The sequence below is a fragment of the Hoylesella timonensis 4401737 = DSM 22865 = JCM 15640 genome, from assembly GCF_000455445.1.
Classification (GTDB): domain Bacteria; phylum Bacteroidota; class Bacteroidia; order Bacteroidales; family Bacteroidaceae; genus Prevotella; species Prevotella timonensis.
In genome coordinates, this window is record NZ_HG417094.1 from 197,929 (window position 1) to 212,463 (window position 14,535).

The 14,535-nt window shown below is 43.0% G+C and carries 10 protein-coding genes; 5 read left to right on the plus strand and 5 right to left on the minus strand.

Annotated elements, in window-relative coordinates:
• Positions 1 to 438, minus strand: coding sequence for a dUTP diphosphatase (gene dut / locus BN35_RS06530; protein WP_025071867.1), 438 nt, complete (start codon positions 436 to 438; stop codon positions 1 to 3).
• A 163-nt stretch (positions 439 to 601) separates the two neighbouring features.
• Between dut and dgt the strand changes: the two genes are divergently transcribed.
• Complete coding sequence (dgt, locus tag BN35_RS06535) at positions 602 to 1,939, plus strand: dGTP triphosphohydrolase (RefSeq protein WP_025071868.1); 1,338 nt, start codon at positions 602 to 604, stop codon at positions 1,937 to 1,939.
• 162 nt (positions 1,940 to 2,101) lie between these two features.
• Here dgt and BN35_RS06540 read toward each other — a convergent pair whose 3' ends face one another.
• The 4 genes from BN35_RS06540 to BN35_RS06555 form a co-directional block, all read right to left on the minus strand.
• Positions 2,102 to 5,005, minus strand: coding sequence for a glycoside hydrolase family 27 protein (locus BN35_RS06540; RefSeq protein ID WP_028900920.1), 2,904 nt, complete (start codon positions 5,003 to 5,005; stop codon positions 2,102 to 2,104).
• A 673-nt stretch (positions 5,006 to 5,678) separates the two neighbouring features.
• On the minus strand, positions 5,679 to 8,036 hold the full coding sequence (locus BN35_RS06545) for a GH92 family glycosyl hydrolase (RefSeq protein ID WP_025071871.1): 2,358 nt from the start codon (positions 8,034 to 8,036) through the stop codon (positions 5,679 to 5,681).
• A gap of 171 nt (positions 8,037 to 8,207) precedes the next feature.
• Complete coding sequence (locus BN35_RS06550) at positions 8,208 to 9,197, minus strand: GNAT family N-acetyltransferase (protein WP_025071872.1); 990 nt, start codon at positions 9,195 to 9,197, stop codon at positions 8,208 to 8,210.
• Positions 9,198 to 9,313: 116 nt separating this feature from the next.
• Complete coding sequence (locus tag BN35_RS06555) at positions 9,314 to 10,141, minus strand: glycerol acyltransferase (protein WP_025071873.1); 828 nt, start codon at positions 10,139 to 10,141, stop codon at positions 9,314 to 9,316.
• A 344-nt stretch (positions 10,142 to 10,485) separates the two neighbouring features.
• Here BN35_RS06555 and mraZ point away from each other — a divergent pair, with 344 nt between their 5' ends.
• The 4 genes from mraZ to BN35_RS06575 are packed head-to-tail and all read left to right on the plus strand — an operon-like array spanning position 10,486 to position 14,535.
• Entirely contained in the window at positions 10,486 to 10,962 is a 477-nt protein-coding gene (gene mraZ / locus BN35_RS06560) for a division/cell wall cluster transcriptional repressor MraZ (RefSeq protein ID WP_025071874.1), read from the plus strand.
• Positions 10,962 to 11,897: a 16S rRNA (cytosine(1402)-N(4))-methyltransferase RsmH gene (gene rsmH / locus BN35_RS06565; protein ID WP_028900919.1), complete on the plus strand. Its 936-nt coding sequence runs from the start codon at positions 10,962 to 10,964 to the stop codon at positions 11,895 to 11,897. Before mraZ ends, rsmH begins: the two co-directional genes overlap by 1 nt.
• Positions 11,894 to 12,382: an FtsL-like putative cell division protein gene (locus tag BN35_RS06570; protein ID WP_025071875.1), complete on the plus strand. Its 489-nt coding sequence runs from the start codon at positions 11,894 to 11,896 to the stop codon at positions 12,380 to 12,382. The genes rsmH and BN35_RS06570 overlap by 4 nt, the downstream gene beginning before the upstream one ends.
• On the plus strand, positions 12,379 to 14,535 hold the full coding sequence (locus tag BN35_RS06575) for a penicillin-binding protein (protein ID WP_028900918.1): 2,157 nt from the start codon (positions 12,379 to 12,381) through the stop codon (positions 14,533 to 14,535). The genes BN35_RS06570 and BN35_RS06575 overlap by 4 nt, the downstream gene beginning before the upstream one ends.

The window sequence follows — 14,535 nt, forward strand, 5'->3', positions numbered from 1 at the left end:
TTATTTGACACCAGTATGACCATATCCTCCTGCTCCTCGCTCGGTTTCATCTAACTGTGTCACTTCAACAAATTGTCCCTGCTCATGCTGAGCTATGACCATTTGAGCAATGCGCTCACCATCATTGATAACAAACTCCTTGTCAGAGAAGTTCACTAACAGCACCATTATCTCACCTCGATAATCGGCATCGATTGTTCCTGGTGTGTTCAATACAGTTATGCCATGTTTCAGAGCCAGTCCACTGCGTGGCCGTATCTGTGCCTCATAGCCTTCGGGCAGTGCGATATACAACCCCGTAGCTATGAGTTTGCGCTCCATAGGTTTTAAGATCTGCGGAGCCTCTATGTTTGCTCGCAAATCCATGCCAGCACTTTGTGCTGTCGCATAGGTTGGTAAAGGCTGGTGTCCTTTGTTGATAACTTTTATCTGTATCATCTCATTCATTCTTCATTTAATCTGGAAATCATGCCATCACTCAAGTGGTTCTACTTCGTATGATGCTGATTATAAGATGCAAAAATAACGAATAATCGCCATAATGTGGCATTTTTATCCTTAAAAAGAACCAAATTACACAAATTACTTGTACTTTTGTGCTATGAAGTGGCAAACTCTAATTTCTAACAAACGCTTCGGACAAGAGCTAAAACATGCCGAGCGTCATGACGATCGGTCGGAATTTAAGCGTGATTACGACCGTCTCATCTTCTCTGCGCCATTTCGGCGTCTGCAAAACAAAACGCAAGTTTTTCCGCTACCGGGGTCTATCTTTGTCCACAACCGTCTGACTCATTCTCTGGAAGTGGCTTCTGTCGGTATGTCTTTAGGAATGGATGTCTCCACTTTGCTTTGCGAAAGACACCCCGAATTGCGTGGAACCTTGTTTGAACAAATCGGTACCATCGTGAGTGCCGCATGCTTGGCGCATGACATGGGGAACCCTCCATTCGGTCATAGTGGTGAACGAGCCATACAAACTTTTTTCACCGAAGGAGCTGGAAATTACTTACAATCACGTTTAAGCAAACGTTTTTGGGATGATATCACCCACTTTGAGGGCAATGCTAACGCATTCAGATTGCTTACTCATCGTTTCAACGGCAGACGTATCGGTGGGTTTGTCATGACATACGCCACCTTGGCAAGCATTGTAAAGTACCCCTTTGCCAGCAGTTTGGCAGGAATTCACGGCAAATTTGGCTTTTTCTCCAGCGAAGAGGAAACATATATAAAGGTGGCAGACGAGTTAGAAATCATGAAACTTTCGCAACCAGGCGAACCGATACGCTATGCACGGCATCCTTTGGTTTACTTGGTAGAAGCCGCAGATGATATTTGTTATGAGATTATGGATATTGAAGATGCCCATAAGCTCAAGATTCTTTCTTTTGAAGAAACTGCACATTTGCTGATGGGCTTCTTTGATGAAGAAACACAGCGGCACATCAAACAGCGTATAGCTGACGAGGGACTTACCGATAACAACGAAAAAGTTGTGTATATGCGAGCCTGTGCCGTTGGTAAACTGGAAAACAAATGCGTTGAAGCCTTTGTTGCTAACGAGGAGGCAATCTTGAATGGAACGTTCGAAGGGAGCCTCATCGACCACATTGACGAAACGCAACGTCAGGCCTACAAGCATTGTTCAGCACTTTCATATCAGCGCATTTATCACAGCAAGCCCGTGTTGGATGTAGAGTTAGCTGGTTATAAAATTATGCAAACGCTGATGGAAACGATGATTGAGGCCGCAGTAAATCCCGAACGGTTTTATTCGCAACAGCTCCTCCGCCGTTTTAGTAGCCAATACGATATACAAAGCCCCGACCTTGAAACACGCATCATGGCTGTCATCGATTATATCAGTGGCATGACCGATGTGTATGCGTTGGAGATTTATCAAAAAATCAATGGCATTTCTTTGCCCATCATTTGATACATTGTAAAGTATTTGCTGTATCGTCACACCTTTTTATATAGGTCTTACCTCTCTGTCTAAAAAGATAAAGTTCATAAGAACGCTCTTTTTCAAAAATAAGACGCAATGAAGTTTTTCATAGAACTCCATTGCATCTTATGCGATGAGGTATGCTCAGGGTTATAGGCGAATGGTCTTTATCCCATTTTTTATAGAAACGCCTTTGAAGTTTTCGTTCACGATGCGACCTGAAAGATCGTAGCGAGGTGTTTCATTGTTAGTTTGTAAAGACCCTACAATGTTTTTAATAGCAGTGTCTTCACCTTTATGAGCGGCTAAAACATAAACTTTTGTCTCGTAAGCTTTGAGCGACCCCACCACCAACTTGTTTTCAATTTGAGTGTCAGTCTTCGACCAAATTTCGTGGCAATCGTATTTCGTATCCGCTTTGAGATAAAGATTGATGAGTTTTAGTGTGGGTATCTCTACCATCGAACCACTGCGGTTAGTCACAGATACCGCCATGCGTCCACCTGTCAAATCTTTCACATAGACATCGTACCCCGTACTGGAGTAGTTCACCTTACCTGTCGAAAGCGACTCCATATATTCAGCCTGTTGTCCGAGTGCATCCTGGTTAATGGCAAGAATTTCTTTGTCAGTTAGCGTTTCTATGTCGGCATTGGTAATCAGTGGGGTAGGTAGGTCTTGAATAGAGTTCGCCTCACCTTTAGGTGTTTCACGGAGGTCACACGTCAACGCCAGTGGACTTGCAAGCATACACCACAATGACATTTGTGTACGTGCCTGCGAATCGGTCAAACCATTAATCTTTCCACCGTTCTGTTGATGTGTAGCCGTATTGTTGCTCGGTCCTCCTAAGCCATGAAGTCCGATACACATCATGTCAAGGTCATTGAAGCGGTTAACTCCTGCATACATCCATAAGCGTCGAACTTCATCAACGCCACCAATCACACCAGGTCTCGAGTTGTTACCTATCCAGTCTTCACGAGCATCACTTGTGGCACGCCAGCTTGATCCTCCAGCTTCGGCACCCCATGTCCATGGTTGGGTTTTACCCCACTCACAAATATTGAAAACGAAAGGCGTTTCGCCCTTGGCTTTGCGTGTTTTGTTGAGTTCGGCTATCACCTTGCCCATTCGGGAATAACTTACTTGAGTGCTTGCTTCACGGTTACAGTAGTCATATTTAAGCATATCTACGCCCCATGAGTCGAATAACGCAATGTGTTGGGCTTCATGTCCGTACGACCCCGGTTGATAATTCTCGCAAGTCATAGACCCAGCGTCACTGTAAATGCCAACCTTCAATTGCGGATTGATTTTCTTGAGGGCGGTTTTTAAGCCAGTAATGCCATCAGGAAACTTTAAGGCGTCATATGTCAAGTCGTTCTTGTCGGTAGTTTGTTTAGCCCATGTGTCATCCAACACAATGGAATTGAAACCAGCATCAACAAGTCCGTATTTTTGCATGCCTTTGGCAATGTCTATTATTTTATCGTGAGCGATGGAATGCGCAAACCAGTTCCATGTCAGCCAGCTCATCATAGGAGTAGGAGACTGCATGTGAGAGTCTACGATAAGGCGCACTTTAGTCAGTGTCTCTTCTCCTCCGTTGTCCCCTTTGGTCTTAACAGTGTACACATATTCACCCTCATTCGTGGGCGCTGTGCCTGATACGTACTTGTATTTATTGCCCAAGGCGATACGATCCTCTTTCAGCGACAGGGTCGGGATTGCCTGAAGGTCAACATCAATGACTTTCTCTCCTTCATTGGGTGTCAACTTGTGCATGTATGGCGCACCGGGTAGGGCATACATTAATGTGGCGCAGGGCATAGAACCTGCAGAGGGATCGACAAACTTCCATGCGGAATTGCCGTCATCGGCACGCCAAAGGTTGAGGACACAACCATAGTCAATGCCACCTGTAAAGTTGAGCGAGGGAGAACTTGCTGTGGGGTTTGTAATTTCGCTTGGAAGAATAGCCACACTTTGATCAGAGAGATAGTACATCTGCCAAGTGCTTGCCTTTGACTTTTCTGTCGCATATCTCACATAACTTTCGTTGGTATGTGTTTGACTACTACCGTTTGCCACGTTGATATAAGTAAGGTAGCACTTCGCAGACAAGTCATAGATGAAATAATGCCCTTGGCTTTCAGATTCAATCATGATAAATTTATCCGCCTCACTTCGTTTGGTGGTATGATGCAAGTTGTTGCCTGTCATCTTGATATAAGCCATGGGCATTTGCAACAAATACGGATATTTCTTTTCTGCCTCAATGCCATTGGTTGGCGTAAAGAATTGGATGAACTTCACGTCTATTTGGTAGTTGAGGTTGTCTATCGTCACCTTTGCCACACTACCGCCACCAACATTTACCTTCACATCGCTTTGCCGAAGATCGCCTTCGATAGCAATCGATTGATTTCCCTGTGCATTCAGTCCTTTGAACACCTGCCCGTTGATGGTAACCGTTGCAGAACTGGGCATACCGTCGCTGAAAAGAATATAGTTGTGTTTTACACCCACTTCTGTCAAGAACCACCTTGAACCAGCGTCTTGAGTGCCGTTGTCCGTCCAAAGTCCAAGCGTAACGGTGCCGTCTTCAGGATTAGAGTTGCCTACGCCTTGAAACCAATTTAAGTAGATACTTGCAACACCAGTGGTGGTGTAGGGTTGAATTTCGAAAGCACCACCACTAATCTCCGTGATTTTATAAATGGCAGCCGTTTGTTTTGCATCAGTCATTAACACGAAGCCTTGTTTGGGAGAATACTGGTCAGCTACCTGATAGCTCACCCATTTGTTGACGGTCATATTATAGATGTAGTAGGAATCGTCTTTGTCACTCTTGTAAAAGGCAAATTTGGCATAATTTGCCGAGTTCTTTGTTGGAGATGTGGTTGCGTTGCAATAATAACCCTGTCCATTGGCTATCGTGTAACAATGTTCAGGCTTTCCATCCGTAGGTAGCGTTTGGCTTGTTTGGATAGCTGCCATGGCAGTGAATGCGATAGTTAGTACATACGTTAAAAATAAAAATTTCTTCATTCCAATGATTTAAGTTAAGTCAGTAAATTTGTGGGTAAGTGAGCCTGTAAGTATCGTTCATCAGTTTTTAGCGTGTCAAAGATAACTAATATTCAGCAGATACACAACTATTTTTCTTCATTTTCCAAAGGGGTTACATCCAAACACCTTGCTTAAATACAAGGTGATGTGAGTTTTCATTCCTATGCTCATGTGCGGACGTTTAGCGTTGTTGAAATCAATCATTTTCCGATAGCCACCACCCAATCATAGAATGAAAATTGGTGTCGGTTATTAAATGTGGACAGCGAGCATCCTAAATAGTCAAATAGTAGTCATCTCATTTTCGTCTATGTCACGTAGAAGAATTGGTAAAATTCTTGACAATTTGCTTTTGTTTGCCTTGCGTCATTTAGGTGCTTTTCTTAACTCATGGAGATAAGGCGACTAACCCATGGAGATAAGGCAACAAAGTTACGGAGATAAGCCGCTTATCTCCATGAGTTAATAACGCTATGATATGTGAACGACGTCAATGTTCCTAAGAGGGATAATTAAAGCATTGAATATAAGGAAGTTATGAAGAGAAAAGAAAACGTGCATAACTATTAAATTTTGAATAGTTATGCACGTTTTCTTGAGATTTTGGAGGTTATTTTACTTCCAAATAAGATGTGAAATATCTTTACATTTCTTAGTATTTATCTTTGGGCGTGTTACCCATTGTGACCTCTAATTTCCCACCTTTGGCAAAGGTAGCAAAAGGCAGGTAGGTACTGTTCAGCACATCTCCATTGAGTTTGTACTCTTGCACGTAGATATTGTCCTTGCTGTTGTCCTTCACCTGAATAACGAATTGTTTGCCAGGATAATAGTTCTTGTTAAGACGAATGGTTATTTTGTTGAACAGAGGACTACCTAATCCAAAGGCTGGCTCTTGTGCCGTCAAGCCTTTCACGTCGAACATACCAATGGAAGATTGTACGAACCATGCGCCCAACTGCCCTTGGTCTTCATCCTGACCGTAGCCGTAACCGTGGATGCCGTCGGTGCCATAGAACTCGTTCAAAATGGCACGAACCCATTTTTGCGTGTGCGACGGCTTGCCTGCTTCGTTGAACATCCATGAAATGTGCAAGCAAGGTTGGTTACCTTGGTTGTATAGGGTCTCCAAACCAGCGAATGCTCCTACCTCTGTACCGCCACTAAAGATTAGTTTTTGCGACTGGGTAAAGATGCTGTCCAAGCGGTTGGTGAAAACTTCCGTCCCCACTTTATCCGCCAAAGCCTTGGCATCGTGAGGCACATAGAAAGTATATTGCCATGCGTTACCCTCTTGGAAACCGCGCCATACCTGCATTGGGTTGAAGTTGTCGATAAACTTTCCATCCGCTTTCTTTGGACGTACAAAGTTGGTTTCTTTGTCATAAATTCGCTCCCAACCTTTCGACAGCGACATGAGCTGGTTGTAATCGTCGGTTTTTCCCAACGCCTTTGCCATTTGTGCCGTTGCCCATGCACTAAACGCATACTCCAAAGTGTGCGATGCCGAGAACATAAACATTTCATCAGCTCCCTCACCTGTGTCTTGATGAGGCACATAACCGTGTTCTACAAAGAGTTTGGTATCGGTCTTTCCTGCACCAAATGGGCGGTTCTCGCTATCCAGTTCGTTCTTTCGGCAAGCTTCGTAAGCCAAGTTGACATCAAAATCACGAATGCCACAAGCATAAGCCGCTGCAATCATCAAACTGAGTTGGTTGGTTCCCACACCCGACACATAGCGACTGTTGGCTAAGCCATCGCCCAACCAACCACTGTCTTTGAACACCTGCAGGTGACTGCTGATAAAGTCGGACATGTGTTCTGGGTAAGCCATAATCCATACTTGGTTGAGATTCCATTGTGCTCCCCACATGGCGTCAGTGTTATAGAGGTTGAAAGCTGGCTTTCCATCCTTCATTTCAATCTGTCCTATCGTACCGTCGTGTTTGGGATAAGCACCATTAACATCGCTGGCAATGCCACGACCCAAGATGGCATGATACAATCCTGTGTAGAATTTTACCTTGTCGTCTTTGTTCTCTGTTTCTACTGCGATGCGACTCAAATGTTCGTTCCAAGTGTCGTGCGACTGCTTCTTGGCTTCATCAAAAGCCATGTCCTTTGCCTCTGTCTCCAAATTCAAGCGCGCATTTTCTACAGAAGTGTAGGAGACACCCACTTTCACGGTAATCTTTTCCTGATTGGAAGTCTCGAAAGTAAGGTACGCACCCGCACCGAGTCCGTTAGCAGTCAGCGAGTCTTTCTTTACCTTTTCGCCGTTGAAAGTTCCCACAGCGGTAGGTTTCTTGTCGATGACCGCATAGAAATATAGAGGAACCTCAGCCCCTGGCTGATATTTCTTCACGTATTCGGGCAAGGTAATCACCCAGCCTTCTACGACCGTTCCATTATCTTTGATTTCTACTTTGGCATCCTTTACGGCGCCACTCTCGCCTTGTCGATTGCCGATGTCGAACAATATTCGGCTCTCTTTACTTTCAGGGAAAGTGTAACGCTGAAATGCCACACGTGTGGTGGCAGTAACCTCTGCCGTGACGTTGTAGTCTTTTAGCAATACAGAGTAATAACCTGCTGTTGCCACTTCATCATCGTGTGAGAATGTAGAACGATAACCTTTGCGCTCACCCGTCATGGCGGTATCGCCCGGAACGGTGAAAAGCTGTCCCACGGTAGGCATCAGCGTGATGCCACCAATCTGAAATTCATGCAAACAAGGAAATCCCTCAATACTCTTGTCACGATAATCATACCCAGTAGCCTCCCATCCAGACTTGTTACCATAATGACCATTGGTAGACGGTCCGGGCTTTGCCATACCAAAAGGCAAGGCACCTGGTGCCATGTGGAAATAGCGACAATGAGCCGTTCCTATGCGAGGCTCTACATAAGTAGTAAAGTCTTCTTTGGATGTACTTCCAGTATTCGTACACGACACCATTCCCAACATGCCAACGAATGCTAATAGCATCATCGAAATTTTTCTCATAATCATTTGTTTTATTAATTAATAATAGATTTATATTCAGTATAAAATTCAACGTTTCCTTTCCAAAAGCGAAGGTGGAAGAATCCGTGGAGCGCATAATCTTATTGGAGGAATCAACGCTTGTCAGTTTTTGCGTTCTCCCAACGTCTGCCAGAATTAGCAGAACAAGTTTTATTTATCTTTGTAAATGACCTTGTTCGCACCTGATGTGATTTCGAGCGATTCGCGGTGTTCCTTGATAAAACTCTCGATGTGTCTTACTCTTTTTTCTTCCAATATTTCATCCACGGCGATTAAGATGCCAGTCTCTTCCACGTCGCCAAACCCATCATTGATTGCTGTACCAAAAAGTTTCATGGTAGGACTCAAGCCCATATAGGCATTGACTAATGGCGGAATGTTATAGCCTAACTGTCGAATTTCGCGATTTAGTATTCGATAATTGGCTTTAAAATCATTCCCACAGAACAATGCGTCTAACTCCTGCGGATTCGATTCTATCTTCAAAGGTCGCATGGGAACAATTAAATGCTCGCGGTCTCCGAAATGTTTTTCTAAAAAGTAAAGTATCATATCCCGCCCTTTACGAATGTACGACGGATACATGGTCATCTTTCCAAAGAAATATTTGAGTTTGGGGTTGAGTACCGTCAATGCCCCTAAGCCGTCCCACAAGTTGTCCAAGGCAAAAATACTCTTGGTGTTTCTACGCACATTTTGATATTCTAAACTGACAAACGAGCGTCCTAACTCCACAGTGTAGGGCATGTAGTCTTTCAAAAACTTTTCAGAAAAATGGAAGAGATGACTTGTTGCTAATTTAGGTTGCCCATCTTCGTCAAGTTCCCAATCTTCACCACACAGATAGCGATACCCCCCAATAATTTCATCCGCATCAGGATTCCAGACGATGAGTTGTTTATAACAGTTTTCGCAGGTGTCGTATTCATCGATATCCATTGATTTTCCTGTTCCTCCTCCAGCCGTACGGAAAGCAATTTCGCGCAAACGTCCTATTTCTTTCATTACGTTAGGGGCGTTGTGAGCTGTGATTACGAAAATCTTATTATGACTTTTGTTGGTCATCCTTAGACGCTTGTCAGGCGTTAATTCCGCTTTCAAAAGCTCTTTATCTATGGGGTCAATAATCTCTTGCTGCATGGTTCTTTTCGAGGGTTGGTGAGAAAGAATAGATTTACTGGTGGTTGGGTAAGGGTCAACGCTCATCTTTCTACGTCTGATTGATATTTATATTTCTTTATTTCATCCTTTGCGGGCTATAATTGGTAAACAATGTTTTGAACATATTGCGCCCATTCTATGGGTGTCTTAGACTTGTCAAAAGTCTGCCAAGGTATAGGTTTTCCAATTTTCACATGGAAAGTTTGATGTTTATTCTTAAACATCTCATCTACAAGGAACAGCATCGCCAGGTTAACCTTTAGGCGAAAAACTTTACAGAGATGAGCTAAAAGGTAGAATCTGTCAGAATTTCGACCATCAAAGTGAATGGGGACGACATCCCGATGATGCTCCACACTTTTGGAAATAAAAGTTTTCTTCCATGGAATATCACGAATCTGTCCATTTATTTTTCGCGAACAGAGTCCTGCCGGAAACATGATGATGTGGTTGTCACTCTTAAATCCTTCCTCTACCATGGCAGGAAAGTTCCTCCCTTGCTTGCCTGTTTTGTTGATACCGATGCTCACAGGCTTTAATGCAGGAAGATTGAGAAGCAAATCGTTGAGCAGATAACGGAACTGGTTACCATAATAACGCCCAATAATGGCACCTATCGCCACACCGTCTGCGCCTCCTAAGGGGTGGTTGGACACAAAGGTATAAAGTTTCCCATTGTGCGGATCGGGCAGGTTCTCTTCGCCTTGTATCTCCAAGGTGACATCCAAGAAATCGATACAAGCTTCCAACCATTCTGTTCCTGTTAGATGTCGATGATTCCAAAGAAAAACATTGATTTCGTCTTGATGAGTAATTTTTTTGAGCCATGACGCAACAAAACGGGGGAGATAGTTGACCTTGTCTCCCAATTTATTTTTCAAGATTTCATCAATATCTATGGTTTTCTCTATTTCTTCGTGCATTGAAACAATAAAACTTATAGATTGCAAATGTAACATAAGTTTTTGTAATATACCGCTTCTTTATGCAAAATTGTTCAAAAATTATCTCAACTGTTACTTCATTGCAACAAGGCATTTCATTCTTCAAGCTCAAAAGTTGGCTCATGACAAGTCGGTTATCATTAAGATAATATTTTTTTCAAGGGTAATTATTTCATTTGAGGAGGTAGATAACACAGGAGTTAAATCGTTAAATATTGCAAATTTTTATTGAAATATAGATTTTAAGTATAAAAGTGGGGAAATGTGGGGAATTTTATGTATCTTTGACAGCAAATAAATTTTTGCTTATAAAATAGGTACACATGCGTTTTTTAGGAAATATAGAAGCCAAGGTTGATGCCAAGGGCAGAGTCTTTCTCCCAGCCACTTTCCGCAAGGTGCTACAAGCATCTGGCGAAGAAGTGTTGGTGTTGCGCAAAGATGTATTTCAATCTTGCCTCACGCTCTATCCCGAAAGCGTTTGGAATGAGCAATTAGATAACTTGCGTGCAAAACTATCTCGATGGAATGCGGCAGAGCAACAAATCTTTCGACAATTTGTGTCAGATGCAGAATTGTTGACCTTAGATGGAAATGGTCGCTTTCTCATTCCCAAAAGATATCAAATATTGGCTCATATTGAGCAATCAGTCAGATTTATTGGAATGGACGATACCATAGAAGTGTGGTGCAATGAGCGTGTCAAAGAGCCTTTCATGGACTCACAGGAGTTTGGAGAGGCGTTGCAACACCTGATGAATTCGGCGACAGAAGAGACGACAATCAATTCTTCAAAATGATGATAAAGACAGCAGGAAGTTACCATGTCCCCGTTCTTTTAGAACAAAGTATTGAGGGATTGAACATCCACCCAGAGGGCATTTATGTGGATGCCACCTTTGGTGGAGGGGGTCATTCTATGAAAATACTTTCTCATCTCAATGAAAAAGGACATCTTTTCAGTTTCGATCAGGATTTGGATGCGGAAAAAAACATTCAACAAGAAGGGCATGAGGTGCTGTTGCAGGATAACTTTACTTTTATACGTTCAAACTTCAGATACTTGAAGAACTGGATGAGATATTACAAGATAGATAAGATAGATGGGATATTGGCTGACCTCGGTGTTTCGAGTCATCATTTCGATGATGAAAATAGGGGGTTCTCATTCAGGTTTGATGCTCCACTTGATATGCGCATGAACACCAAGGCGTCGCTGACAGCTGCTGATGTGATTAACACCTACAATGAAGAACAGTTGGCTGATATTTTCTATTTGTATGGAGAACTCAAAAATGCACGAAGGATAGCATCACTATTAGTCAAAGCCAGAAGTCAAAAGAACATAACAAGTACCCATGACTTGATACAAGCAGTGGAAGCTGTGTTTGGAAAAGCGCGTGAGAAGAAAGACCTCGCAAAACTATTTCAAGCACTCCGTATCGAAGTTAATCATGAAATGGAGGCATTAAAAGAGTTGCTCAATAGCGCTCAAGAGTTGTTGACTACTGGTGGGAGATTGGTTGTTATCACCTATCACTCCTTAGAGGATCGCATGGTAAAAAACATCATGAAGACAGGCAACGTACAAGGAAAAGTGCAGCAAGACTTCTTTGGAAAAATTGAAACGACTTTCAAACTTTTGAACAATAAGGTTATCACGCCTACACCACAAGAGCAACTGGAAAATCCACGTAGCCGAAGTGCTAAACTAAGAATCGCTGAGAAGATATGACAACGGATGAAAAAGACATAGATGTACAGCCCATTCCCACAGACGCTTATAAAGATGCGGATGCAGCGTTGGATTCTTCGGTAGATAAAAACAGCGAAGAAGCGCCTACCTTGAAAGAGGTTATCAAAGAGCAAGCGCGTGAAGAAGAGGCACCTTTATCGAGAAACTTTACTTTAAGAAAGATTCTTGGTGGAGATATTCTAACCACGTCTACTGTGCGCAAACAAATTTGGATTTTCCTCCTTATTACGTTCTTTACTATCATTTACATCTCTAATCGTTACAGTGTTCAGCAAAACCTTATCGAGATTGATAAACTTCAGAAAGAACTTAAAGATGCAAGATATAAGGCTTTATCCAGCAGCAGTCAGCTTACCGAGAAAAGCAGGGAAAGCAACGTGTTGGATATGCTTAAAAATAATCAAGACAGTGTATTAAAGATTGCGAATCAACCACCATATATCATCCAAGTTCCAAATAAATGAATAAGTTTGATTATAAAAAAATTATGCCTCGTTACAGCGCCATCGCCATTATGATGACCTTGGTAGCTGTTGCCGTAGTGGGTAAAACACTCTATATTATGACAGCAAAACGCGAGTATTGGACAAAGGTTGCCGATCGAGTAAAGCGCGATAGTGTAGATATCAAGCCCATGCGTGGAAACATTTTAAGTTGTAATGGAGAACTAATGGCAAGTTCGTTGCCTGAATTTAAGGTGTACATGGATTTCAAGAGTCTCCGAACCTCGAAAAACGATTCTCTTTGGGAAGCGAAGCTCGACTCTATCTGTGAAGGTCTGCATCAGATATTTCCAGAAAAGCCTGCTTCTGCCTTTAGAAAAGAATTGGAGACAGGACGGCAGCAACAAAGTCGTCACTGGCCTATTTGGAAGAAACGTATCGACTATAATTCTTTCACGGAGATCAAGGCATTGCCCATATTTAATCTCTCCAAATATATGAGCGGTTTTCACTATGAGGAGTTTAACGCTCGGCAACGTCCTTATGGCTCGTTAGCGGGACGTACGGTTGGTGCCATGTATGGGGCAAAGGATACGGCTCGTTTTGGATTGGAGTTGTCTTACGATTCTATTCTTCGTGGTAAAAACGGTATCGTACATCGTCGCAAAGTACTCAACAAGTTCTTGGACATCATGGATACCCCTCCCATTGACGGTGCAGACATCGTGACTACCATTGATGTAGGAATGCAAGATTTAGCCGAACGAGCTGTCATTGATGAGTTGAAGAAGATTAACGGCAATGTGGGCGTTGCCTTAGTCATGGAGGTGAAAACGGGTGACATCAAGGCAATTGTAAACATGGAAAAATGTTTTGATGGCGAGTATCGGGAAGTTAAGAATCATGCGGTCAGTGATTTGTTAGAGCCGGGTTCGGTTTTCAAAGTTGCCTCAATGATGGTTGCACTTGATGATGGTGTCGTGGATACAACGGCTCGTATAGAAACAGCTGGAGGTGTTTGGCCCATGTATGGAAGACAAATGAAAGATCACAACTGGCGTCGCGGAGGTTATGGAACACTCACCTTACCTCAAACTCTTTTATATAGTTCTAATATTGGTGTGAGTCGCATCATTGATGATCATTATCGTGACAACCCAGAGAAATTTGTGCAAGGTCTCTACCGTACAGGTTTAGCAGACGCTCTTAACATACCATTGGTAGGCTCTTCCTCTGCGGTCATTCGTATGCCTAAGAAAAATGAACGTGGACAATGGATTAACTGGAGCAAGACTGCCTTGCCATGGATGAGCATTGGTTACGAGACACAAGTGCCTCCTATTTCGACGCTTACCTTTTATAATGCCATTGCCAACAATGGTAAAATGATGCAACCCAGATTTGTCAAACAGGTGGTAAAAGACGGTGAAGTACTCATTGATTTTCCTCCAAAGGTATTGCGTTCACAGATTTGCAAACCTAAAACGCTGGGAGAGATTCAAACAATCTTAGAGCATGTGGTGAGTCAAGGCTTGGGACGCAAAGCAGGGTCGCCATCTTTCAAAGTCTCTGGTAAAACAGGAACGGCACAAATCTCGCAAGGTTCTGGCGGTTATAAGGTTGGGCGAACCAACTATCTCTTAAGTTTTGCAGGCTATTTCCCTTCAGACAATCCTCGTTACAGTTGTATTGTCTGCATTCAGAAGTCGGGACTTCCTGCCTCGGGCGGTGGGATGAGTGGCGTTGTCTTTCATCACATCTCGGAAGGCGTCATGGCTCAAGACTTAAAGTTAGATGTAAAAGATGCCAAAGACTCTACCTCCATTCTTGTTCCAAAGGTAAAGAACGGAAACGTGCTTGCTGCCAATTATGTGTTGACTCATTTGGGCATCAACACCAACCGTAACTGGAGTGGAACCTTTGCAAACGGTAATCCAATCTGGGGAACAGCTGAGATTCAAAACAATTCGATTGTCGAGCTAAAAAAAGCTAAGATGTATACGCATCAATACATCCCTGATGTTTTAGGAATGGGTGCGCGTGATGCTGTCTACATCCTCGAGAACAGAGGTGTCAAGGTGCGTCTCAACGGTCGCGGGAAGGTGGTTCAACAAAGTCTTCCACCAGGACATCGCATTCAGAAAAAACAAGTATGCCTCCTTACATTAAGTTAA